Origin of the sequence: Alteromonas sp. LOR (assembly GCF_000753865.1) — a bacterium.
Taxonomy (GTDB): domain Bacteria; phylum Pseudomonadota; class Gammaproteobacteria; order Enterobacterales; family Alteromonadaceae; genus Alteromonas.
Genome location: NZ_JQFW01000056.1, coordinates 191,021 through 213,424 on the forward strand (window position 1 = coordinate 191,021; position 22,404 = coordinate 213,424).

21 protein-coding genes and 1 pseudogene are annotated in these 22,404 nt (G+C 44.7%); 12 read left to right on the forward strand and 10 right to left on the reverse strand.

The features are described 5' to 3' along the window. Positions 1 to 60: 60 nt before the first annotated feature. Entirely contained in the window at positions 61 to 1,263 is a 1,203-nt protein-coding gene (locus JV36_RS0116310) for a saccharopine dehydrogenase family protein (RefSeq protein WP_032097404.1), read from the forward strand. A 67-nt stretch (positions 1,264 to 1,330) separates the two neighbouring features. After that, on the forward strand, positions 1,331 to 2,482 hold the full coding sequence (nspC, locus tag JV36_RS0116315) for a carboxynorspermidine decarboxylase (protein ID WP_160173377.1): 1,152 nt from the start codon (positions 1,331 to 1,333) through the stop codon (positions 2,480 to 2,482). A 135-nt stretch (positions 2,483 to 2,617) separates the two neighbouring features. Here nspC and JV36_RS0116320 read toward each other — a convergent pair whose 3' ends face one another. From JV36_RS0116320 to rsmI, 3 genes are all read right to left on the reverse strand, one after another. After that, a complete protein-coding gene (locus JV36_RS0116320; RefSeq protein WP_032097403.1) occupies positions 2,618 to 3,610 on the reverse strand; it encodes an LLM class flavin-dependent oxidoreductase in 993 nt (330 codons plus the stop codon). A 93-nt stretch (positions 3,611 to 3,703) separates the two neighbouring features. After that, complete coding sequence (locus tag JV36_RS0116325) at positions 3,704 to 3,967, reverse strand: hypothetical protein (RefSeq protein WP_032097402.1); 264 nt, start codon at positions 3,965 to 3,967, stop codon at positions 3,704 to 3,706. A gap of 91 nt (positions 3,968 to 4,058) precedes the next feature. After that, on the reverse strand, positions 4,059 to 4,895 hold the full coding sequence (gene rsmI / locus JV36_RS0116330) for a 16S rRNA (cytidine(1402)-2'-O)-methyltransferase (protein WP_032097577.1): 837 nt from the start codon (positions 4,893 to 4,895) through the stop codon (positions 4,059 to 4,061). Positions 4,896 to 5,044: 149 nt separating this feature from the next. Here rsmI and JV36_RS0116335 point away from each other — a divergent pair, with 149 nt between their 5' ends. The 9 genes from JV36_RS0116335 (at position 5,045) to JV36_RS0116375 (ending at position 14,862) form a co-directional block, all read left to right on the forward strand. After that, positions 5,045 to 7,084: a penicillin-binding protein activator gene (locus tag JV36_RS0116335; protein ID WP_032097401.1), complete on the forward strand. Its 2,040-nt coding sequence runs from the start codon at positions 5,045 to 5,047 to the stop codon at positions 7,082 to 7,084. A 9-nt stretch (positions 7,085 to 7,093) separates the two neighbouring features. Continuing rightward, a complete protein-coding gene (locus JV36_RS0116340) occupies positions 7,094 to 7,435 on the forward strand; it encodes a YraN family protein (protein ID WP_032097400.1) in 342 nt (113 codons plus the stop codon). An 87-nt stretch (positions 7,436 to 7,522) separates the two neighbouring features. After that, positions 7,523 to 8,119 (forward strand): phosphoheptose isomerase, encoded by a 597-nt coding sequence (locus tag JV36_RS0116345; protein WP_032097399.1) that lies wholly within the window; start codon positions 7,523 to 7,525, stop codon positions 8,117 to 8,119. A gap of 19 nt (positions 8,120 to 8,138) precedes the next feature. Continuing rightward, on the forward strand, positions 8,139 to 8,711 hold the full coding sequence (locus JV36_RS0116350) for a BON domain-containing protein (RefSeq protein WP_032097398.1): 573 nt from the start codon (positions 8,139 to 8,141) through the stop codon (positions 8,709 to 8,711). A gap of 40 nt (positions 8,712 to 8,751) precedes the next feature. After that, positions 8,752 to 10,107, forward strand: coding sequence for an MFS transporter (locus tag JV36_RS0116355; RefSeq protein WP_032097576.1), 1,356 nt, complete (start codon positions 8,752 to 8,754; stop codon positions 10,105 to 10,107). 213 nt (positions 10,108 to 10,320) lie between these two features. Then, positions 10,321 to 12,057, forward strand: coding sequence for a serine hydrolase domain-containing protein (locus JV36_RS0116360; protein WP_032097397.1), 1,737 nt, complete (start codon positions 10,321 to 10,323; stop codon positions 12,055 to 12,057). Between the two features lie 275 nt (positions 12,058 to 12,332). Then, complete coding sequence (locus JV36_RS0116365) at positions 12,333 to 12,914, forward strand: hypothetical protein (RefSeq protein WP_152561606.1); 582 nt, start codon at positions 12,333 to 12,335, stop codon at positions 12,912 to 12,914. A 250-nt stretch (positions 12,915 to 13,164) separates the two neighbouring features. Then, positions 13,165 to 13,284: a cold shock domain-containing protein gene (locus tag JV36_RS19485; protein WP_081926654.1), complete on the forward strand. Its 120-nt coding sequence runs from the start codon at positions 13,165 to 13,167 to the stop codon at positions 13,282 to 13,284. 504 nt (positions 13,285 to 13,788) lie between these two features. Then, positions 13,789 to 14,862 (forward strand): hypothetical protein, encoded by a 1,074-nt coding sequence (locus tag JV36_RS0116375; RefSeq protein ID WP_152561605.1) that lies wholly within the window; start codon positions 13,789 to 13,791, stop codon positions 14,860 to 14,862. Between the two features lie 103 nt (positions 14,863 to 14,965). On the opposite strand, the pseudogene JV36_RS19490 reads toward JV36_RS0116375, so the two are convergent. The 7 genes and pseudogenes from JV36_RS19490 to JV36_RS0116410 form a co-directional block, all read right to left on the reverse strand. Beyond that, positions 14,966 to 15,325 (reverse strand): annotated as a pseudogene (locus JV36_RS19490) (transposase); the annotation flags it as partial. Between the two features lie 188 nt (positions 15,326 to 15,513). Further along, positions 15,514 to 15,900: a Na+/H+ antiporter subunit G gene (locus JV36_RS0116385; RefSeq protein WP_032097393.1), complete on the reverse strand. Its 387-nt coding sequence runs from the start codon at positions 15,898 to 15,900 to the stop codon at positions 15,514 to 15,516. Positions 15,901 to 16,002: 102 nt separating this feature from the next. Continuing rightward, a complete protein-coding gene (locus JV36_RS0116390; protein ID WP_032097392.1) occupies positions 16,003 to 16,272 on the reverse strand; it encodes a K+/H+ antiporter subunit F in 270 nt (89 codons plus the stop codon). Further along, positions 16,266 to 16,766, reverse strand: coding sequence for a Na+/H+ antiporter subunit E (locus JV36_RS0116395; RefSeq protein WP_032097391.1), 501 nt, complete (start codon positions 16,764 to 16,766; stop codon positions 16,266 to 16,268). The genes JV36_RS0116390 and JV36_RS0116395 overlap by 7 nt, the downstream gene beginning before the upstream one ends. Continuing rightward, a complete protein-coding gene (locus tag JV36_RS0116400) occupies positions 16,763 to 18,289 on the reverse strand; it encodes a monovalent cation/H+ antiporter subunit D (protein ID WP_032097390.1) in 1,527 nt (508 codons plus the stop codon). Before JV36_RS0116400 ends, JV36_RS0116395 begins: the two co-directional genes overlap by 4 nt. Continuing rightward, entirely contained in the window at positions 18,286 to 18,654 is a 369-nt protein-coding gene (locus JV36_RS0116405) for a Na+/H+ antiporter subunit C (protein WP_032097389.1), read from the reverse strand. The genes JV36_RS0116400 and JV36_RS0116405 overlap by 4 nt, the downstream gene beginning before the upstream one ends. After that, complete coding sequence (locus JV36_RS0116410; protein WP_032097388.1) at positions 18,654 to 21,449, reverse strand: monovalent cation/H+ antiporter subunit A; 2,796 nt, start codon at positions 21,447 to 21,449, stop codon at positions 18,654 to 18,656. The genes JV36_RS0116405 and JV36_RS0116410 overlap by 1 nt, the downstream gene beginning before the upstream one ends. A 358-nt stretch (positions 21,450 to 21,807) precedes the next feature. Between JV36_RS0116410 and JV36_RS0116415 the strand changes: the two genes are divergently transcribed. Beyond that, a complete protein-coding gene (locus JV36_RS0116415; protein WP_052010349.1) occupies positions 21,808 to 22,398 on the forward strand; it encodes a DUF7010 family protein in 591 nt (196 codons plus the stop codon). Positions 22,399 to 22,404 lie beyond the last annotated feature (6 nt).

The following is a 22,404-nucleotide window of genomic DNA, read 5'->3' on the forward strand; positions in this document are numbered from 1 at the left end:
ATCGTCGGTGTCTGCTAGCATTCAGCGAAAATTTACTCGCAAAATTTAGGGATTAATACTATGTCTCGCGTTCTCATTATTGGTGCTGGCGGCGTTGCCTCAGTGACGGTTAAAAAGTGTGCTCGTTTGCCACAACATTTCGATGAAATATTCTTAGCAAGTCGAACGGTGTCTAAATGTGAAGCTCTTCAGCAAGAAGTTGGTGAAGACCGCGTGAAAGGCGTATTTGCTCTAGATGCTGACAATGCTAAAGAAGTAGAAGCGTTAATCAACGAAGTACAGCCAGACCTAGTGATTAATTTGGCACTGCCATATCAAGATTTACCTATCATGGACGCGTGTTTGGCAACCAACACTCATTATCTTGATACCGCAAACTACGAACCGAAAGACGTAGCTAAATTTGAATACTCATGGCAGTGGGCGTACCAAGACAAGTTTAAAGATGCCGGTATCATGGCATTACTTGGAAGTGGTTTTGATCCAGGTGTCACTAACGTCTTTACTGCGTATGCAGCAAAACACTACTTTGATGAAATTCACTACCTTGATATTGTCGATTGTAATGGCGGCGATCACGGTCAAGCATTCGCGACTAACTTCAACCCAGAAATCAATATCCGCGAAATTACTCAGCGTGGTAAATTTTGGGAAAATGGTGAGTGGAAAGAAACTGATCCGCTTAGCGTTCGAGAAGACCTTGACTATCAAAATATAGGCGAGCGCGCTTCGTACCTCATGTTCCACGAAGAGCTTGAGTCGTTGGTGAAACACTTCCCAACCCTTAAACGTGCCCGTTTTTGGATGACATTTGGCGAGGCTTACCTCAACCACCTACGCGTGCTTGAAGGTATCGGTATGACGAGCATTGAGCCTATAGAATTTCAAGGCCAACAAGTTGTGCCTTTAGAGTTTCTAAAAGCTGTATTACCTAACCCAGGCTCGCTTGCAGAAGGTTATGTAGGCATGACCTGTATTGGTACTTACATTACAGGTATAAAAGATGGCAAAGAAAAGACCATCTTTATCTACAATAACTGCGAACACGCTAAGTGTAATGAGGAAGTGGGTGCTCAGGCGGTATCTTACACCACAGGCGTTCCTGCGATGATTGGTGCTGCACTTATGTTAAACGGCACGTGGAAAGAAGCCGGTGTGTGGAATATGGAACAGTTTGATCCAGACCCGTTCATGGATATGCTTAATGAACACGGACTGCCGTGGCATGTACTAGAGTGCGATAGCAGCCCATTTACTAAGTAGATTGCTTTAAACAAATACTTATTGATATTTACGAGGGGCGCTATGTTAAGTGCCCCTTTTTTACGTTATTGACCGGAGCGTGAACACCTTGACCGATCTTACCCAACGCACTGATATTCCCTCACCCTGCTATGTTCTTGAGGAGGCAAAATTAATTCGTAACCTAACGCTGATGAAGCGCGTTCAAGACGAGTCAGGCGTGCGAATTATTTTAGCCCTTAAAGGCTTTTCTATGTGGTCTTGCTTCGATATCGTCAAACAATATCTTCAGGGTGCCACCGCAAGCTCAGTGTGGGAGGCAAAGTTAGCAGCCGAAATGGGCAAAGAAGTTCATGCCTACTCCCCTGCTTATAAAGTCGAGGATGCAAAAGCACTGGCTTCACTGGTACATCATTTATCGTTTAATAGCCTCAGCCAATGGCATACCCATCGTGAGGCGCTAAAAGGCGTATCACTTGGTTTGAGAATTAATCCAGAGCATCAAGAAGCAGATACACCACTTTACGACCCCGCTGCACCCGGTTCGCGATTAGGGATAAGAGCGGATGAGTTAGAGGGTGTAAGCCTTGATGGAATTGAAGGTTTTCACTGCCACAATTTATGCGAATGTGATTCTTTTGCTACAGAGCGCACTTTGCAGGCCATTGAAAAACGATTTGGCAAATGGCTACATCAATTGAAATGGTTGAATTTAGGCGGCGGTCATTTAATGACAAGTGAAGGCTATGACGTTGAGCACTTAATCAACACACTGTCAGCATTTAAAGAGCGTTACCCCCACCTTGATATTATCTTAGAGCCAGGCTCTGCGGTAGCGTGGCAAACAGGCCCTTTACTATCGGAAGTGGTGGACGTGGTAAATAACGAAGGTGATATTGCCATATTGGATATCTCGGCCACTGCTCACATGCCAGATGTGCTAGAGATGCCCTATCGACCTACCGTATTAAATGCGGCATTACCAAATGAAAAAGCCCACAATTATAAGCTTGGCGGCAACTCATGTCTTGCTGGAGATGTTATAGACACCTACTCCTTCGATGAACCTCTCGTAGCAGGAAGCCGTGTTCAGTTTGAAGATATGATGCACTACACCATGGTAAAAACTACGTTTTTTAATGGTGTTGACCATCCGTCCATTGGCATATTGCGCTCGAACGGTGAGTTTGAATTAGTTCGAAGTTTCACGTACGAAGACTTTAAAGGGCGCTTGTCTTAAGCCAATAAATCTAAAAACAGTCGGCCTACATCGGCCGACTTTTTCTTAGTGTTTTTTGTGTTCTACCATGCTGGCCCTTATCTACGAATTTCGATGTAATCGAAACCGTTTTAATTACACGTCAGTCCAGCATTTCTAATGCATTATCTCGGCTAGCAGCGACACACTCTTTAACCTAGCGTCTAAATTATGGATGGGCATTGAAACAATCAGCTCATCGACCTCAGTTTTCCCTAAAAACTGTGCTAGCTGCTCAGTCACTGTGTTTTTTGAGCCGACCAGCGCGTACTTCAATACATGAGACAGCATTGCATGGTCAGTAGGCGTACACATTGTAGATAAGTCGTCCGTCGGTTTAGCAAAAGGCTTATTAAGCCCTCGGCGCATATTCATAAACTGTTGTTGAACCGAAGTGAAAAGGTATTGCGCTTCCTCATCGGTATCGGCTACTACCGCCATTACCCCTGCCATAACATAAGGTTTTTCTAATTTTTCGGACGGAGTAAACGTAGAACGATAAAGATGCAAAGCATCAAAAAGCTGGTCTGGTGCAAAATGTGAGGCAAATGAATAGCGAAGCCCAAACGATGCGGCAAGCTGCGCACTGTATAAACTAGAGCCTAATAGCCACAAAGGAATATGCGTATTAGCGCCTGGCACCGCAACAATGTTTTGGGCGGGTTCAGGAGTACTTAAATAGCGCTGAAGCTCTTTAATATCGTCAGGATAGGTGTCTATAGCACTTGAATTACTAAGGTTTCTACGTAATGCTTTAGCGGTAGCCATATCAGTACCTGGAGCTCGCCCAAGTCCTAAATCAATACGCCCGGGATACAAAGTCTCTAATGTGCCAAATTGCTCAGCAATGACCAGAGGCGAATGGTTAGGCAACATCACACCACCCGCTCCAACTCGAATATGATTGGTCGCATTAGCAATATTCCCTAGTACTACCGCAGTAGCAGAACTTGCCACGCCATACATACCGTGATGCTCTGCCAACCAAACCCGTTGATATCCACTGCGCTCTGCTTGTTGAGCTAGCTCTCGCGAATTACTCAGTGCATTACTTATACTCTGGCCTTCTGAAATAGGCGCCAAATCTAGAAGCGAAAGGGGTAACGGCATTGCATACCTCATCGTTTAATTGTCGTAAGTCAAAGGCCAGCAAACGTGTCGATGTTAACTACCGACATTTTGGCCGGGCTTTATCGATAGCGCTTATATAACACCGCTACCCTTTGCGGTTTCGCTTTCATCTATTTCCCCTTCCACTAGCACGATATCATCCAGCTCGATGGTAAATGAGGTACCTTGTTTTCCGCTTACGCTATACCGAAAACCATACATCTCACCTTCATTAAACGATATCTCAGCGCTGGTATTAGGGTGAATCAAATCGAACACTCCCGAATCATTGGCCTTTGAGAACACATCTACCAGCCACTTGCCCTCTGCCATGGTGATTTTCAATGTTTTTTTCATTTACGCCTCCATTTTCTGCTGTTCAACATTCTCTTAATTGGTAACAACTAAAAGACAGTTAAGATCAGTGCCAGCCCCAATAACCTCAGGTTTATTCTTTTGCGTCCAACCCCGCTTGATAAAGTGCGTTTTTCTTTAATCCATAGTGTCCTGCAACTACCGCAGCAGCTTTTTTCAGTGGAATGTGCTCACAAAGGGTGTGCAGCAATGACATTGCCTCAAAGGGAATTTCTTGTTCACTAATGTGAGCTGGGCCAATCATCACCACAAATTCGCCTTTTTGGTGGGCCGCTTCGGATGTTAGGTAATCAATAACATCTTGGGCGCTGCCGCTTACATAAGTTTCAAAGGTTTTGGTGAGCTCTTTCGCCACCACAATATGCCTTTCCCCGAGCACGCGCTGAATAAGCGTTACTGTGTCTAAAATTCTGCGTGGCGCTTCGTAAAATACACTCGTGTAAGGTCTATCTAGTAACGCAGAAACCGCACTCTCTCTGGCCTGTGCTTTTACTGGCAAAAACCCTTCAAAAATAAACTTATCTGTAGGTAAGCCTGACGCGCTTAATGCTGTAATGGCTGCGCAGGGGCCTGGCAGGGCGCAAACCGGGATGCCCTGCTCGCGGCAGCGACGTACCAAGATAAAGCCAGGGTCGCTTATAAGCGGTGTTCCTGCATCACTGATTAATGCAACCGCCTCGCCACCTTTTAATCGCTCGCATAACATGGCTGCACGCTTATCTTCGTTATGATCGTGCAGCGATAATGTTTTGGTAGTAATACTCAAGTGCTGAAGTAATCTTGAGCTATGGCGGGTGTCTTCTGCCGCAATCCAACTCACACTGCCAAGTACCTCGATAGCACGAGCGCTTATGTCGTTTAAGTTTCCGATTGGGGTGGGTACAATGTATAGCGTAGCAACGTCATTCATAGAATTGGCAGAGTTAGTCATAAATAATAATAGAAACGTGATAATGCGGTAAGTGTAACATGCCAATAGTCCAGTTTATGCCGCCAAGCGTAGATTTTCACACTGGTTGAGATAAACTGAGCCCATATCGAAGTAAAAGGAATGAAACTGTGCGCCATACCGGAACCACTGGAAAACACATTACGCGTTTTGCGGTAACCTCATTACTGCTTTCACCGTTATTGTTAGTTGGCTGCACGAGTACGCCCAAAAAAGCGGTTAACGTTTCAACAAACGTAAAATCTCCTGTTGAGCAGCCTGTTACCCAAGAAGAGATTACACCTGAACACAAGCTTGTTGAGGCAAAAAAGGCGTGGCTTGAAACTCGCAATAAAGAGCGAAGAGACACCTTACTTCTAGAAGCTGCTGAGCTGTATATCGCAAATCAAAAGCCCCTGTTAGCCCAACAAGTGCTGTATGAAGTGAAGCAAGACGGCGTATCTACTGCTAACCAATCTGCTTACGCTCTGCTTATGGCAAAAGTATATGTGAACAGCCCTGACGCGTCGCCTCAAACCCTACTGACCCTGCTTGAGACAGTGCCTGACCAAAGCCAATTTGCTGTCGAAAAAGCACACCTTCAGACACAGTTATTTGTTCGCGAGGGTAATTATGGCGCGGCGGCAAATAGCCTATTGAAAACCGACCTCACTGACGAACAAAAAGTAGAGCAAATTTGGGCATGGGTAACGTCATTGCCCTTATCATCACTTGACGACGTAAGCGCGCAGTATCCCGATCTTTCTCCCTTTGTTAGCTTAAGAAAATTAACGCAAGAATATCGTTCTACCCCTGAGCAACTTGCCGCTAACCTACGTAATTTCAAACGTGTCTATGCAGGTCATAGTTTAGGCAAAGCTTTCCCTAAAAATGTAGATACCGCTACCCAGCTTTCTCGCCCTAGCATCGACAGCATTGCCGTGTTGCTCCCACTATCGGGGCGCCTTGGCGCAACGGGTAACACCATTAAAAACGGCATCATGGCGGCGTATTATCAGAGCATTGAAGAAAATCAGAGCGAGCGCGACCTGCCTCAGCTTAGCTTTGTCGATACCACAGACAAAGATGTCGAGGGTATTGTAAGTGCCATCGGAGAAGCAAAATTTGTTATTGGCCCGCTACTTAAAGATAACGTTGAACGCGTAGTGCCTGCCCTACCTACTGGGGTAAATGTATTAGCCCTAAATCGGTTTGATAATTTCCAGCAGGCAATGGGCGAGCTTGATAGAACCATTGAGTTGCTTGCACAGCAGGATGCTTCGGGGAACGCTGCAGCCGGCTCGCTATCAGAACAAAAAAGCGCGATGCCCCCCTTATCTGCAGAGCAAGGTTTATCTGAGAAAACGTCTGTAGAGCAACCTATCGCAGCTAACTTCTTTGGTCTAGCACCAGAAGATGAGGCCAAACAGCTTGCAGAGCTTATATTTAACAAAGGTTTCAGGGCCCCTATTGTTATTGCAGAGCAGAGCTCTCTCTACATGCGTATGGACGACACATTTAAAGCGCATTGGGAAACGCTGAACCAGGCAGAGGGCAAACGCCGCACCAACATCACGTCGGTAACGTTTAATGACAGTAATTCGCTGAGAGAGGGCATTACTTCAGCGCTTGATGTGGCGCAAAGCAACGAGCGAATTAATCAAATTGAGTACATGACCAATGACGAAGTGTACAACATGCCTCGTAGCAGACGAGACATAGACGCGATTATCGCGTTTGCTTCACCACAAGACACTGAATTACTTAACCCGATTATTGAAGCCAGTCTTAACCCTCTTGATGGGCAGCCCATACCCGTTTATGCCTCATCTCGCTCTATGGATTACGACAGCGGTAAAAACCAGTGGCGTGATTTGAAAAACATTCACTTTATCGATATGCCCTGGTTAATGCCGCAGCATAAATGGCAAGGTTTAGCCCAAACCGTAGACCAAGCCTTTGCAGCACAAAGTACCATGCAAAAGCGTTTATTCGCCTTTGGGTACGACGCATATGAGCTACTCCCTCAGCTTGGTATATTAAACACGCTACAATACTTGAATCACGATGGGCTTACAGGCTCGCTGTCACTAAACGAGAATGGCGAAGTAGAGCGGCAGCAGCCCAGGGCTATCATTCGCAATGAAAAAGTGGAAATACTCACAGAATAGAGAGTTATTATGTCGCTAGTGCAAGGGAATGCAGCAGAGCAACAAGCCTGTCAATTTTTGTTGGAACAAGGCCTAACCTTACGCTGTCAAAACTATCGCACACGCCGAGGCGAATTAGATATTGTTATGCAAGACGGCGACACCATAGTGTGTGTTGAGGTCAAATATCGTAAGAATACGAAATTTGGCAATGCAGCAGAATTCGTTACCGCACAAAAACTGCAGCGAATTCAAGCTGCGTTTGAGTTCTATTTGTTAGATAATAGCCTCAATTCAACGTCTACCTCATTGCGGATCGACGTTATTGCTATCGACGGTAATCGTCTTCAATGGCTAAAAAATATTGGCTAATGCCAGCCTTAGCATTCGAAGCGCCTCATACGCGCCCACCAGCGCTGAAGATTTTCTATCAGCAGCTCGCTTAAAAAGAGAAGAAGTATGATTGAACAAATTAAAGCTAACTTTACTGAAAGTATTCAAACCAAAATTGCTGCCTCTGAAATTTTGCCAGAGTCGATTGAAAAAGCAGCGAGCATGATGGTTGAAGCGCTTATTCGTGGAAATAAAGTGCTTAGCTGCGGTAATGGCGGTTCGGCTGGCGATGCACAGCACTTTTCTTCTGAAATGCTAAATCGCTACGAAAGGGACCGCCCTAGCCTGCCTGCTATAGCATTGAGTACCGATACCTCAACAATTACGTCTATTGCCAACGATTACAGCTACGATGAAATCTTTGCCAAGCAAGTACGTGCGCTAGGTCAACCCGGCGATATCCTTCTTGCTATTTCTACCAGCGGAAACTCGCGCAACGTTACCGCCGCCATGGAAGCAGCACTGTCGCGCGACATGACGATAGTTGCATTGACTGGTAAAGACGGTGGAGAAATGGCCGGGTTTCTTAGTGAGCACGATGTAGAAATTCGCGTCCCCTCAAACCGTACTGCACGAATACAAGAAGTGCATTTGCTAGTCATTCACAATTTATGCGAGTGCATTGACGATAGCTTATTCCCAGCTGATCACGGTGACGAGTAATTATTAATTTATGAAGCCAATGACAAAATGCGTAAGCATTCTAGCTATTACTTTTGCCATGACCTTACAAGGTTGTGTAGTGGCGGTTGGCGCTGCAGGTGCTGTTGCAGCGAAGGTAGCTAACGACCGGCGAACCGTGGGCACCCAGCTTGACGACCAAAATGCCGACAGTGCGGTAGCATTTCAATGGTCTAAAAGCGATGCGTTGAAAGAGCAAGCTAACCTACAGGTTGATGTTTACAATGGCGTAGCGCTGCTCACCGGTCAAGCGCCCAATCAAGCGCTCATTAACGAAGCGGTTGAACGCGCCCAAAACGTGGATTATTTAAAGAAAATACACAACCAAGTGCGCGTTGCTACTCCAATAGGTGCAGGCACTCAAGCCAACGACATTTGGCTAGCATCCAAAGTGAGAACAAAGCTGGTTGCCGACGAGCGCGTACCTGCGTTGCAAGTAAGGGTAGTAGTACAAGACTCTGAAGTATTTCTTATGGGCAGATTATCCAGCCTAGAAGCCACCGCCGCGGTAGACATTGCTCGCAATGTGACTGGCGTAGCTAGAGTTGTGCGCGCCTTTGAAATTAATCAGTAAAGACGCTGCCACTGCCCTTCTCGTGGCGGGGGCGCTCTTTATGGAAATTCTGGACGCCACGGTTATTACCACGGCGCTCCCAGTTATTGCTGCAGATTTTGGGATCCCCGCTGCGCACCTTTCAATTGGTGTATCGGCATACCTTGTTGCGGTTACCCTGTTCATCCCCCTCAGTGGCTATGTGGCCGATCGCTTTGGCGCTAGAACCATATTTATTGCTGCCATTGGGATATTTACTCTTGCCTCTGTGCTATGTGGTTTGAGCACCACTCTGGTTGAATTTACCCTGTCGAGAATACTGCAAGGAATTGGCGGTGCAATGATGGTGCCCGTTGGTCGGTTAGTGGTACTTCGTGACCTGCCAAAAGAAAAATTAGTTAAAACGGTGGCCATAATTACCTGGCCAGCGCTGAGTGCCCCTTTACTCGGCCCTGTATTAGGGGGCTATATTGCCACACATTTCAGTTGGCAATGGATATTCTATATGAATATTCCTTTGGGCTTAATTGCGATTATTGCCTCGGCATATCTACTTCAAAATACAAAAGGCGAAGTAAGCACATTCGATGTAAAAGGCTTTCTGCTCACCGGCGTAGGGTTTGCACTTTTTATGGCTGGCATTGAGTTTCTTGCGAGTAACGGTGACAGACTATTAGAAAGTGCCACCATTATTTCCGTGGGTTTTGTGGGTATGCTGCTTGCCATGTGGCACATAAAAAGAGCAAAGAATCCGCTCTTCTCATTTGATGCAATGCAGCATCGCACCTTTCGATTATCGGTGTATGGCGGCTCTGTCGTGCGCATTGCGCTAGGCAGTGCGCCTTTTCTTATTCCCCTAATGCTGCAACTTGGCTTGGGTTACACACCTGTTGAAGCCGGCTCTATCTTACTGTGGCTGTTTGCAGGTAACCTTGCTATTAAACCTGCCACAACATGGATTATGAATACCTTTGGCTTTAAACCGGTATTGATTGTTAACGGAGTACTTATTGCGCTAGGTTTTGTCGCCTTGGCAATGATTGATGCTCACACCTCGTCCTTTACCATCGCAGCTCTGCTATTCATCAATGGCATTACCCGTTCAATGCACCTCACTTTGCTAAATACCATCGCTTTTGCAGACGTTCCCCCAGATAAGATGCGCGATGCCAATACCCTTGGGGCAATATTGATGCAAATGAATCGCGGGCTGGGAATAACACTTTCAGCACTGGCCATAGCAGTGGCTGCGTTAATACTCGGTCAATCTGCCGACACACCAGACATAACAACATTCACTATCGCCATGGTATTTATGGCAATACTGGCATTGGTAAGCATTACAGACAGCATCTTGCTTTCAAAGGAAGACGGCGATGCGGTGCTAAACAAACGCATGCGTAAAAAATCACTGTGAATACTAACGCGTGTGGGGCTTTGCTAAACATTTCTCTATAGAACGTATACGCTTTGGGGAAGTGATTACACCAGGTGAGACGTCCATAGAAAATATAATTGCCGATAGCCCAAAACAGTTTTACTCTACTATTTGCTTTTGAACGGCTTTCACTTTTTCTAGGCTCCTCACTAGGGAATATCAAAAAACAAGAGTTAACAAGGAATCGTTATTGTGTCTCATCTTGCTGTTAAAATAGTTATTAGCTTATCACTACTCATCTTTATATCTGCCTGCCAACCTTCTGCAAAGTCTAAAGTGCCTGATGATGCCGTTGCGAAACAAACCTCAAAGTTCGACAAACTCTTTGCCCAATTTGATGATATTGACAAGCCGGGAGCCTCGGTTGCCGTATTACAAGATGGAGAGGTTGTCTTCTCAAAAGGTTATGGCAGTGCAAACCTCGAATACGATATACCTGTTACGCCAGACACCATGTTTCACGTTGCATCTGTATCGAAGCAATTTACCGTTTTTGCCATTTTGTTACTCGCTGAAGAAGGTAAGTTAAATTTTGACGAAGACGTACGACAATACATACCTGAAGTACCTGATTTTGGTGAAACCATAACCTTACGACACTTAGCATCGCACACCAGCGGCATGCGAGATCAATGGAATTTGTTGCGTATGGCTGGCTGGCGTTTAGATGATGTGATCACTACCGAACATGTATTAAAAATGGTAGCGAAACAAAAAGAACTAAACTTCAAACCCGGAGAAGAATTCCTTTATTCGAATACCGGGTTCACACTGTTAGCAGAGGTTGTAGCTCGAGTTAGCGGTAAGTCCTTTGCACAATTCACACAAGAAAGACTGTTCACGCCATTAAATATGAGCAACAGCTTGTTTTATGACGATCATCAAAAAATTGTTAGCAATAGAGCTTATTCCTACGAGCCAATTGACAATGGCTATCAAAAAAGTGTGTTGAACTATGCAAATGTAGGTGCAACCAGTTTGTTTACTACCGCAGAAGACCTTCTTAAATGGTCGGAAAACTTCACCGCTCCTACTGTAGGCAGTCCTTCAATTATCAAACAAATGAATACGCTTGCCACGTTAAATAATGGAAGCACATTTGGTGGTGCATACGGACAATTTATTAGTCACTACAACGGCATCAAGTATATTCAGCACAGCGGCGGAGATGCCGGATTTCGTTCATATTTAGCTCGATTTCCTGAGCAGAATTTAGCAATTGCTATATTGAACAACGGCGCGGATGCAAGACCTTGGGAATTGGCTCTGCAAATTGCTGAACGCTTTCTAGAAATAGATACCCCTCCCCCTCAGAATGCTATTGCTGACGCGTTTATGGAGTCAATGTCACCAAAACAAACCCCTAATTCTTTTGAACTTAGCAAAGTTGAGTTAAGTGAAGACATATTAAATACATATGTGGGTCACTATTGGAATGAGCCAGACGCCTATTCAAGAGAGATATATTTAGACAACGGTAGACTCATGTATTCACGAGGCAAAAATGATACAAGCCCCCTTGCTCCCGTGAATGAAAACACATTTAAAATGCTGAATGTAGAGGGCGAAATTTTCGTTGAGTTTACTGAAGATGACGAGCAAAACCTTATGACAGTGCGAGTAGACAACATAGACACCTATGTGTCAGTTGCTTACACGCCAGTTGAAGTGACTGAAACCTGGTTATCTCAATTTGCAGGCAGTTACTACAGCCCTGAACTTTCTTCTACTTATCATTTTTCGCCGGACAACGATCAGCTCAAAATTTCTCATTATCGTCTTAGCGATCATCATATTGCGCCAGTTAAAGGTGACTTTTTCAGATCACAAGTAGGCGATATCTCGTTTGAACGTGATGATAGCGGCGCAGTAAGTGGTTTTAGGATATCTAATGGTAGAGTAAGGAATCTTTACTTTAAGAAACTATAGAAGATAAAGAGTGGAAATAATTTTTAATGTCCACTCTACCAATAAGGGCCGCTTGCTCGCATTAACGCTAATTCAAAAGTGTTAAAAAAGTACTAATGCTGCGATTATGATTTTTATGACGTATGGCAGCTTAGTACATAGAGTGGACGCCTAATCGCTATTCCTCTAAAAACACTGGTCGTGTTTTTTTATGGGAAATGAGTGTCACTTTAAACCTCAGTAATAAGCTTTTAAATTTACATAAAGCCATAGTGATTTTTGAAGGAATAAAATTTTTGGATAAACTTAATAAAGTTATACACAGCCAAGAGAGCAAACATGGTATTGCCATTCAAATTTTTGGAACATTTTGTTTTCTTGCTGCAATTAGCCTTCTTTACATATCAACTAAATCAAACTCACCTGCTATATACTTATTTTTTGGGGGCTTTTTCTCGTTCTCTATTCTTCTATGGGTAATAGGCGCTTATCAAAAACGGAAATTTTATAAGTTGGGCAAGACTCCATTAACATTAACACCATCACTCTGCGCAATTGGCGAGGAATTTAAAGGTTCTATTGAAATTGAAAAGCCAAGCTTTAATAGCGTAAAAGAAATAACAATTACTTTATGGCAGCGCAAAAGAGTTGGCGATGAGAGCCGAAACGATAAAGTTTGGGAATCAAGTGCTACAACAAAGATTAGCCATGTAAACTGTAAAACAATCTTAGATTTCAGTTTTACTATCCCGCACGACAAGAAGCCGACAAACAAAGAGTTCTTCTCAGAAAATAAATACTTTTGGGAGGCTAGTTTCGAGTTTGTTGAATCAATGCAAAGTATAAAAAGAACTTGGGAAATCCCTGTAAAAATATAACAAGCACTTCCAGTACGAAATCAGGTACTACGCGATTCTTGCTTTACTCGCTATCACTCAAACAATAACAAAAAACCACTGGATACCACTTGCGGCTGAAGTACGCGTTAAACGTCAGCTCATTGTTTTTTTGAGCCAGTGACTCTGGGGGCTGAAACTTACGTGGAGCAGACAGCTGGAGCGTATTTCTCGAAGATCGCCGTCTCGCTCAAAGCGATCGTGTCTTTTTCTCAGCATCTACGGCAGCTCCATGACTGTGTTTGTTCACTTCTGTTCAATTGTATCTGGCGGTTATAAAACTCTTGCTGAAGGTCAAACTGTCGAGTTCACTGTTGAAAAAGTTCAAAAGGCCCTCAAGCTGCGAACCTAGTACCAAGGTAAGGTCTAATACGATTTGCTCAGACTTGCACTGGGCACGATGAAAAGGGTCAGCATTGCTGTCCTTTTTTGTTGGGCACGCATTTGGGCTATCATTCGTATCGCTCAAAAAATTGCAGCTTGCAAGGCTTAAATCTCTTCCTAACTTATCTGGCAACTGTCTCTTCACAAACAGCCTAGCTGATATTCTATGTGTTACAAATTTATGAACTTATAAAAGTCATTTAGTGACAATTGTTCAAATAATATGCTAGCGTCATTCAGTACTTCGAGACTGAGAAAAGCTACCTAACGCATATCTTTGATGTTTGCTCTCCAACTTCGCAACGAACGCGATGATGTAATGGGCTCGAAAGTACACTTTAGGCTGAAGGACGCAGCCCTATGGACATTTTTATGAAAAAAGGAAAGTATTATGGAAATCAATAAAACTCTCACCTCAAGCCTTATTATTTCCGCATTTCTTGCACTCTTATCCTATGCACACGGTTCACAATTGACAGAAACCTATGCGTGCGATACCTGTGATTATAACGATGCAAGAAATATTGCTACACAGGAGTTTGAGCCATTCAGCTGTATCCTGGAAAATACCCATGAAAATCCACTTTTCGGGACCACGGAATACGTTTGCGAAACAACACAAAGGACCATCATTATCGCAAACCCTCTTACCGAGACCGCGTATAAGTTCGATATTTCAGCGACCAATCACAATCAATACACTGAAGCTCCTCACTTGGTCGTAACCGATGCTGGTCTCACAAACCCTGAACAGCAAGCGCTAACTCAGTTCTATGATATCAACGAAGAATTTAGAACGCATGTCAGCAATTTCTCGATGGATGATCCTGATATTGTTACTAGCCAGCAGACAAATTCATCCACTTCTAAAAAGACCTTAAGTCAACCCATGGACGCTTCAAGCTTGATGGATAGTTCTGGAGGAAGCGATTGTTCTACTCATCCTTCAACGTATTTGACCGGCTTAGAAGCCCAGCGACTTATTCGGTTTAAATTAGCACAAGGCCTTAAGGCAGAAATCGGCACCAGCAGCTGGAATGACCATTATGTTGAAACTAAGGCAACCGGTTTTGGTTTTGACTTGAATGTCACCGGTGGGGGTGTGCAAGTCAGCTGGGAGCACAATACGCTTGACGCAATCGCGTCTGTCAAATTTGGTAACCCTGGCGTTAACGTACTGGTTTTCAATGTCTCATTCGTCGGCGATGTATCGGCCAGCGGCCACAGGGATTTATACTTTGCAATGTCACTGCATAAAGGCGTGTCGCTGGTTGATGGTATTCCTATCGGTAATTTTATGAGTGGCAATGTGAACGATCTAACCAACGTCGGCGTGAATGAATGTCTTATAGAAAACTTGGCGCAAACAGCAATAGAGGACTTAGCCTGGGATTCAGGTATGGTCGATGATGGTACAAGCTCTACCTGGACACCGGGTGTTGCTTACCCCGGTGGCTGCACCAGACAAGTGAAGTATAGAACGTACTCAATCACAATGGGCGGTGTGCAAACCAGCACGGAAAGCTCGATTACGACAAGTTGTTAGTTATTAATTGATGCCTAGTAAACAGGCATTTTCTTTGAAAAAACATGCTGCGATCCAATTGCTCATTTTGAAAGAGAAGTTGAGAATTCAATTAGTATGTATTCTAATCAAACCACATTGGTAACCACATAAGTGCAAAAGCCAGTGCCAACACTCCGTAGTAGTTTCTGGCTAATTTATCATCATTGCCTGTTTTACTATTCCTCTTTCTTGGGATGAGATGCTTGGCATTACGGCTACTCACTAGTTCCCTTAGAGCTTGGCTATCGTAACCTTTGTCGGCAACCACCACCTCAGAATAGGGTGATGACTCCACCAGAGATGGGCCATGACTGACATTATGAACCTGTCCCCCTGACAACTCAAAGTAGACAGGTAAACCGCCGTTATCAACAGCTAAATGTATTTTTGTTGATTTCCCTCCGCGACTTTTTCCAATAGCTTGTTGTGCAATGTACGCAGCCTATACACTAGCTTTAGAGAATGTAAGCTTGAGGCCAACTACTTATTTTGCGCCATTGTAATTGAATAAGAGGAAACCGCATTAAAGCGCTTGAGGTATGGTGAGAATCAAAAACTACACGCAAGAGACTTTTGACAGAACGAGGTTGTCTAACCATAGATTATAAATAATCGCCAATATACACTTCCCTATTTATCACTGCTCGAGCCAGCCGCATCATTCACAGATTTTTGCTCTCTTGCCGTATCAACTAATCCTTCGTTTTGTGTCGAATCCATAGTTTCTACTTTGTGATGCATGGCAACTTTGGCCAGTATGTGTGCAGTTACTGGTGCAGTAATCACCAAAAACAGCGTGATCAGTAGTGCGTGAATATTGATGTAGCCTTGAAGGTGAGACATGTAAATAACCGAGCTCAGCAAAATACCCCCTAAGCCCACTGTCGTCGCTTTAGTGGGGGCGTGAAGGCGTGTGTAGGCATCTTTCAAGCGAAACAGGCCTATTGAGCCCACAAGCACAAAAATGCCGCCAATCATAAGTAGGGCTGATACGGTTAACTCAAGCCAAAAATTCATTACCTATCCTTATCCGCAGTCTATTCATTTTATTACTCATTCGATTACTTACTATTCGCTATCAGTCTTTTCTTCATTTTTTATTCGGTTTTTATTCGTTTTTTATTCAATGATATCGCCGCGAAGAATATATTTTCCGAATGCAACGCTACTTACAAAACCTAGCATGGCAATAAGTAGTGCCGCCTCAAAATACAGCGACGTGCCTTTGTGTATGCCGTACACCATGATTAACGCAATGCTATTAATAAACATAGTATCGAGTGCCAATATGCGGTCTACCACATCAGGTCCCATTAATAATCGCCATAGGTTGAGGACTAACCCTATAGAAATCATGATCCCTACGCATAGCAACGTGAATGCTAACATTGAAACATCTCCTTAATGGCTGCCTCGTATCGGTCTTTGATAAGCCGTATCACTTCTTGCTCGTCATCCGGCATTTGCAGCACATGCACATACAAATAGCGCTTATCTTTTGAGAGCTCGGCAGTAACCGTTCCTGGCGTCATAGTTACCGTACTTGCCAGTATGGTAATAGGCCGAATTTCTTTAATATCTAGCGGCACGGCAACAAAGCCAGGTTTTATTCTGCTCATGGGCCCAAGCACTAAAATCGCCACCTGCACATTTGCTACTACCACATCGCCAAGCACCATAAAAAAGTATTTAAGTGCTTTAAGGGGCTTTTTAATTCTCGGCTGTGAAATTTGTAGCGGTGCACACAATAAGGGTATTGCTATAGCAAACACAGACCCCAAAATAATGTGGCCCAGGCTTACGGTGACATTCAGCATAAGCCAAATAACAAGTAATATGGCGCTGCGACCAGGCGTAGGCAGCAAGCGTGACAGCAAGCTCATTGCTGACCTCCCTGTAATTGCAACACACTCACAGGAAGTCGTATGTCATGAAGTTGCGCAGCAGCCATTGCGGTGTATTCGGTAATGGGCCCAGCAAAAATTGCCATTATTGGAGACGCCACCAACAGTAATACAACACCCACTACCTGCCATACAGATGCAGACTCACCTTCTGAGTTAGCGCTCTCACCAGCATGCCGCCAAAATAGGGTTGTACCGGCTCGCGCAAGTGCGATAATAGTGAGTAGCGTAGAGATAAGTACCGTAGACCACACTAGCGCCTTATCTAATCCCGTTGCGGCAGATTGTAAAACCACTACCTTACCGATGAAACCCGAAAAAGGCGGCAAACCAACAACCACCATGGCAGCCACAAAAAAGAGTGCGCCTAGCAGTGTTGGCTGAGTCACCTTTTTGGCGATGACAAAGCGGTCGAAAGCTTTCCCTCTCTGCTGCCCTATCATATCGGCAAGCATAAAGAGCACCGCTGAAATTAATGTGCTGTGAAGTGCATAGTAGAACGCAGCCCCACTTGCCTCTGGGCTTCTTATGGAAAAAGCCATCAGCAAGGTGCCTACTGATATAAGCACGGTATTAGCAGCAATATTGCGCAAGTTAGGGCTAGCTAACACGCCAATTGTTCCAACAATTACTGTTAAAATAGCGAGCGGCCATACCCAAGGTAAAACCATGTTGCTAAGCGCCCCCGCTCCATCACCAAAGATGACAGTGAACACCCGAAATATGCTGTAAATACCCACCTTAGTCATTATGGCGAATAGCGCAGCCACGGGCGCGCTGGCAGCGCTGTAGGTATTGGGCAACCAAAAATGTAAGGGCAGCATGGCGGCTTTAAGTCCAAACACCACCAATAGCATCATGCCGCCTACTTTGGCCAGTACTTGCTCTCCCCCTGATAAAGTGCTTATTTTAAGGGACAGATCTGCAATATTGAGTGTTCCGGTAGTGCCATACAAAGTCCCTAAGGCAATCAAGAATATGGCGGAGCCCACAAGGTTTAATATCACATAATGCACGTTGGCTTGGGTTCTCTGCTTTCCACCACCGTGAACAAGCAATACATACGATGCAATTAGCAGCACTTCAAAAAAAACAAATAGGTTGAACAGATCGTGAGTTAGAAACGCTCCCGTTATACCCATTAACTGAAACTGCATTATGGGGTGAAAATAACGCCCTTCGCGGTCTGTGCCAGCGAAGGAATAAAGCGTTGAGGCTAACCCCAAAAATCCGGTGAGAAGAACCAAAAGTGCAGCAAGGGAATCTGCATACAATATGATGCCAAAAGGCGCCTGCCAGTTGCCCACCGCATACATGATAGGCCCAGCATCAATGATTTTTGCCATTAGCGCTATTGCAACGGCTATTTGCAGTAAGCATAAAAATAATGCTGCAACCCTTCGATTAACATAGCGTTCAATGCCAGCAAAAGGCGGCAGTAAAAGAAGTAACCCGCCTATCAATGACACCAAAATTGGTAGTATGGGTAAATGGTCCATCATTGCTTACTGCTCCAGCGAGACACCGACTGCTTTGGCCTGCCAGGTGGCTCTTTACCGTCCACAAAATCATTCCCAAGGTCGGCCCGGGCTCGCATCGACAAAATGACGGCAAAGGCTGTCATAGCAAAGCCAATCACGATGGCCGTTAACACCAGCGCTTGAGGAAGAGGGTCTGCGTAGGTTTCTGATTTACCTAAAATAGCAGCGCCATCTAAGCTAAGCCGCCCGGTTGAAAACAGAAATAAGTTGACGGCATAACCGAGCATCATTAACCCCATAACCACTGGGAACGTACGGCCACGTAAGCATAGGAATACACCGCTGAAAGTCATCACGCCAACACAAAGCGAATACAATAATTCCATTAGTTTTCCTCCATTGTTGGGCGATGCTGGGTTGTTAGCTTACCTAGGTTTGCTAGGATTAATAACGTAGCCCCTACTACTGTTAGATAAACGCCTAAATCGAATACAAGCGCGCTGGCCAACTCTGTTTTTCCGATGAAGGGAATATCGAAGTAATCAAACCACGATGTTAAAAATGGCTTCCCGAACGCCCAGCTGCCAACACCGGTGAGTACCGCCAGTAATACGCCCCATGCAATCACGCTTTGATAATTCACAGGTATACGTGGTGTAACCCAGTTCACACCGTGGGCGATGTATTGCTGAATTAACGCTACGGAGGTAACAAGGCCGGCAATAAAGCCACCACCGGGTAAATTATGACCTCGAACAAAAATATAGGCAGACACCAACAGCGCAAGGGGAAGTAAAGACTGAGAAATCATCACTAAAATAGGCGGGTGAATATCCTTCGTCCATGGAATACCCTTATCATCGGCCGAGGGCATGGCAAGGGGAATTCTCGTCAACAATTTGAAGATACCCAGCGCGGCAATGCCTAACACAGTAATTTCGCCCATGGTATCGAAGCCACGAAAATCCACCAAAATCACATTGACAACGTTAGTGCCACCGCCGCCTGTTTTACTGTTTTCTACAAAGAAATCAGAAATAGTCTCGAAGGGACTGGTGATAATTGCATAGTTAATGGTAGCCACTATGCCGCCGATAACGGCCGCAATACTTAAGTCGCGAACCACCCGCTTTGGCGCTGAGTCGGCAGAGGTTTTTTGGGGTAAAAAGAACAGGGCTAACATGAGCAAAATTACCGTGACAATTTCTACGGCTAACTGGGTTAACGCAAGATCCGGCGCTGAAAAACGCGCAAAAGTAATAGAGACCACAAGCCCCACTACCGAAATTGCAATGAGTGCGGTCATGCGCTGTTTATGCAAAATAGCGGTGGCAATGGCGCCAATACACAGTATTGCTGCCAATGTAATTTCAATACCGTTGACAGATTGAAGCGGTAAGCTTCCCGCAGCATTTTTAAGCATAATTAACGGTGGTGCGGTCATCACTATGACTAAAAGAAACAGTAACCCTATATACCGCTGCAATGATTCATTGTCTAAGCTGTTATGCATTCGCTGCGCGTACTTTACAAGCTTTTGCATGGCCTGCTCGAAGATTTGCTTTGCATCAGGGTCGTTAAATTGAAACTGAAAACGGTAAAGAGGATGGCGGTTGATATACAGCACTGCCCCACCCACAATAGCGATGACACTCATTAGCAAGGGAATATTGAGCCCGTGCCATATAGATAAGCTGTAGTAGGGTAAAGATGACGCAGGAAATAGCGTAGAAGCTGAAATAGCGAGTAAATCGCCTGCCATAAAGCCAGGGAAGACGCCGACTAAAATACACAGTACAGCCAAAAGCGCTATAGGCAGCATCATGAATACAGGAGGCTCTTTCGGTGTTTTAGGCAGTGCCTCTGGCTCACCTTTAAAGAATACGTCCTTGATGAAGCGTAATGAGTAAGCAACCGATAATACCCCGCCTACGGTGGCAAGAAGTGGCACCATCCACGATAGAGAGCCAAACACAGCTTGCTCTAGTGTTTCTGCAAAAAACATTTCTTTTGACAGAAAACCATTGAACAAAGGAATACCTGCCATTGATAACGCAGACACCATTGTTAGTGTGGCTGTATAGGGCATAAAACGCCACAGCCCGCTGAGCTCACGCATATCTCGTGTACCGGTCTCATGGTCGATGATACCCGCAGCCATAAATAGCGAGGCTTTAAACACAGCGTGATTCATAATATGAAAAAGCGCTGCCACCGCAGCCAATTCGGTATTCAAACCTAGCAATAGCGTAATAAGTCCTAGGTGGCTAATAGTGGAATACGCGAGCACGCCTTTTAAATCGTGTTTGAACATAGCCACATAAGCGCCAAGCAAAAACGTCATTAGCCCCGCCAAACTGACTAATAAAAACCATAACTCAGTGCCCGCTAATACGGGGTAAAGTAGCGCTAAAAGAAATATCCCTGCTTTTACCATAGTCGCAGAGTGCAAGTAGGCACTTACTGGCGTAGGTGCAGCCATGGCATGGGGTAGCCAAAAATGAAAAGGAAATTGAGCCGATTTGGTAAATGCACCAATAAGCACTAATACCAACACCACTGGGTAGAGGCTATGATCTCTGATGGTGTTGGCGCTATCTACGATTACACCGATATCGTAAGTTCCTACAATATCGCCTATTAACAGAAACCCTGCAAGCAGAGCCAATCCACCGGCACCGGTAACGGTAAGGGCCATACGCGCCCCTTTTCGAGACGCCGACTTAGAAGACCAAAATCCTATTAATAAAAACGAGCTTATACTGGTTATTTCCCATGCCATCCAAAGCTGCAGCAAATTATTTGCCAGCACAATAGAGAGCATTGCGGTCATAAATAAAATTAAAAAACCATAAAACCGCCCCACAGGCTCTTTTGCAGAGAGGTAGTAGCGCGCATAAAAGATAACAAGCAGGCCAATACCTAGGATAAGAAAAGCAAAAAGCAGCGCTAGGCCGTTGAGTCTCATCGACAGTGTAAGACCTATGGCGGGGATCCATTCGATATAGTCGGTGATAACGTCGCCAGCAAATATAGCAGGAGCAAAACTTGCGATGATAGCCAATGATGCCGCTGGGGCGAACATAGTCATTGCTGTGCATACATTTCTACCGAGCTTTTCGGTAGCTTTGGGTACAAGGGTGCCGATGAGTAATAAAATCGGGATCCAAAATAGGCTCATTAGATGAAACTTTCCTTTCTAGTTTTCATTACCTTCAACAAAGGCCCTGGTGATTTTTCTTTGGTGCATCCAACACGCTCAGGCAAAGCAACACGATACTAAAAAGTGTATTACTAAGACAGTAGAATACTGAAACTAGGCCTATTTGGTTTAAAAAGGGCCTTGCTAGCGCGTGTTCATTATCCACCGTATTGATGACAATTGTCATGCTGCATTGGTGATGTTTGTGACTTACTTTAATGCAGTCGCATCTTCATACTTCAACACTCACAACACAGTATTGAAGGAAATGATCATGAACGATGTTATTGCAGAGCGTCCATTGCACCAAAGTGCACACAACCACTCGAGCAGCCAAATAGAAGGCGGCTCACTCGATAAAGCCCAAAACCAACCTCTATCAGCTCGTGATTTATCACTTGATGAGCAACGCACACTATTTAAGCAAAATAGATTTATTGCCATGCCTTTAGCCGGAACCATCGTATGGGCTTTGCTAGGTATTGCGGCGCCTTTTGTTTCTGAGGTTGCGATAACTTGGATGTTATACATTGGCACAGGTGCCATTTTTTATCTCGGCACAGGTTTGTCTTATCTCACTGGCGAACGCTTTTTCTCAAAAGATAAGCCTAGAACAAGTTTCGACACGCTCTTTTTCGTGGGCATGATAATGAGCTTAATGGTATTTGGGATAGCTATGCCAGTAGCTGCCATCGACCATACGACCGTACCCTTAACCTTAGGCATATTAGCAGGATTGATGTGGATGCCCCTTTCTTGGTCTATCGAACATTGGGTGGGCTACTTTCATACTAGCGCCCGCACCGCAGGTATTGTAGCAGCATGGTACTTATTCCCCGATGCACGCGTAGAGGCCATTTCAGCGGTTATTGTTGCCGTCTACATAGTGTCTCTTTATGCATTAGAACGTCGCTACCAGTCTCTTTAACACTAT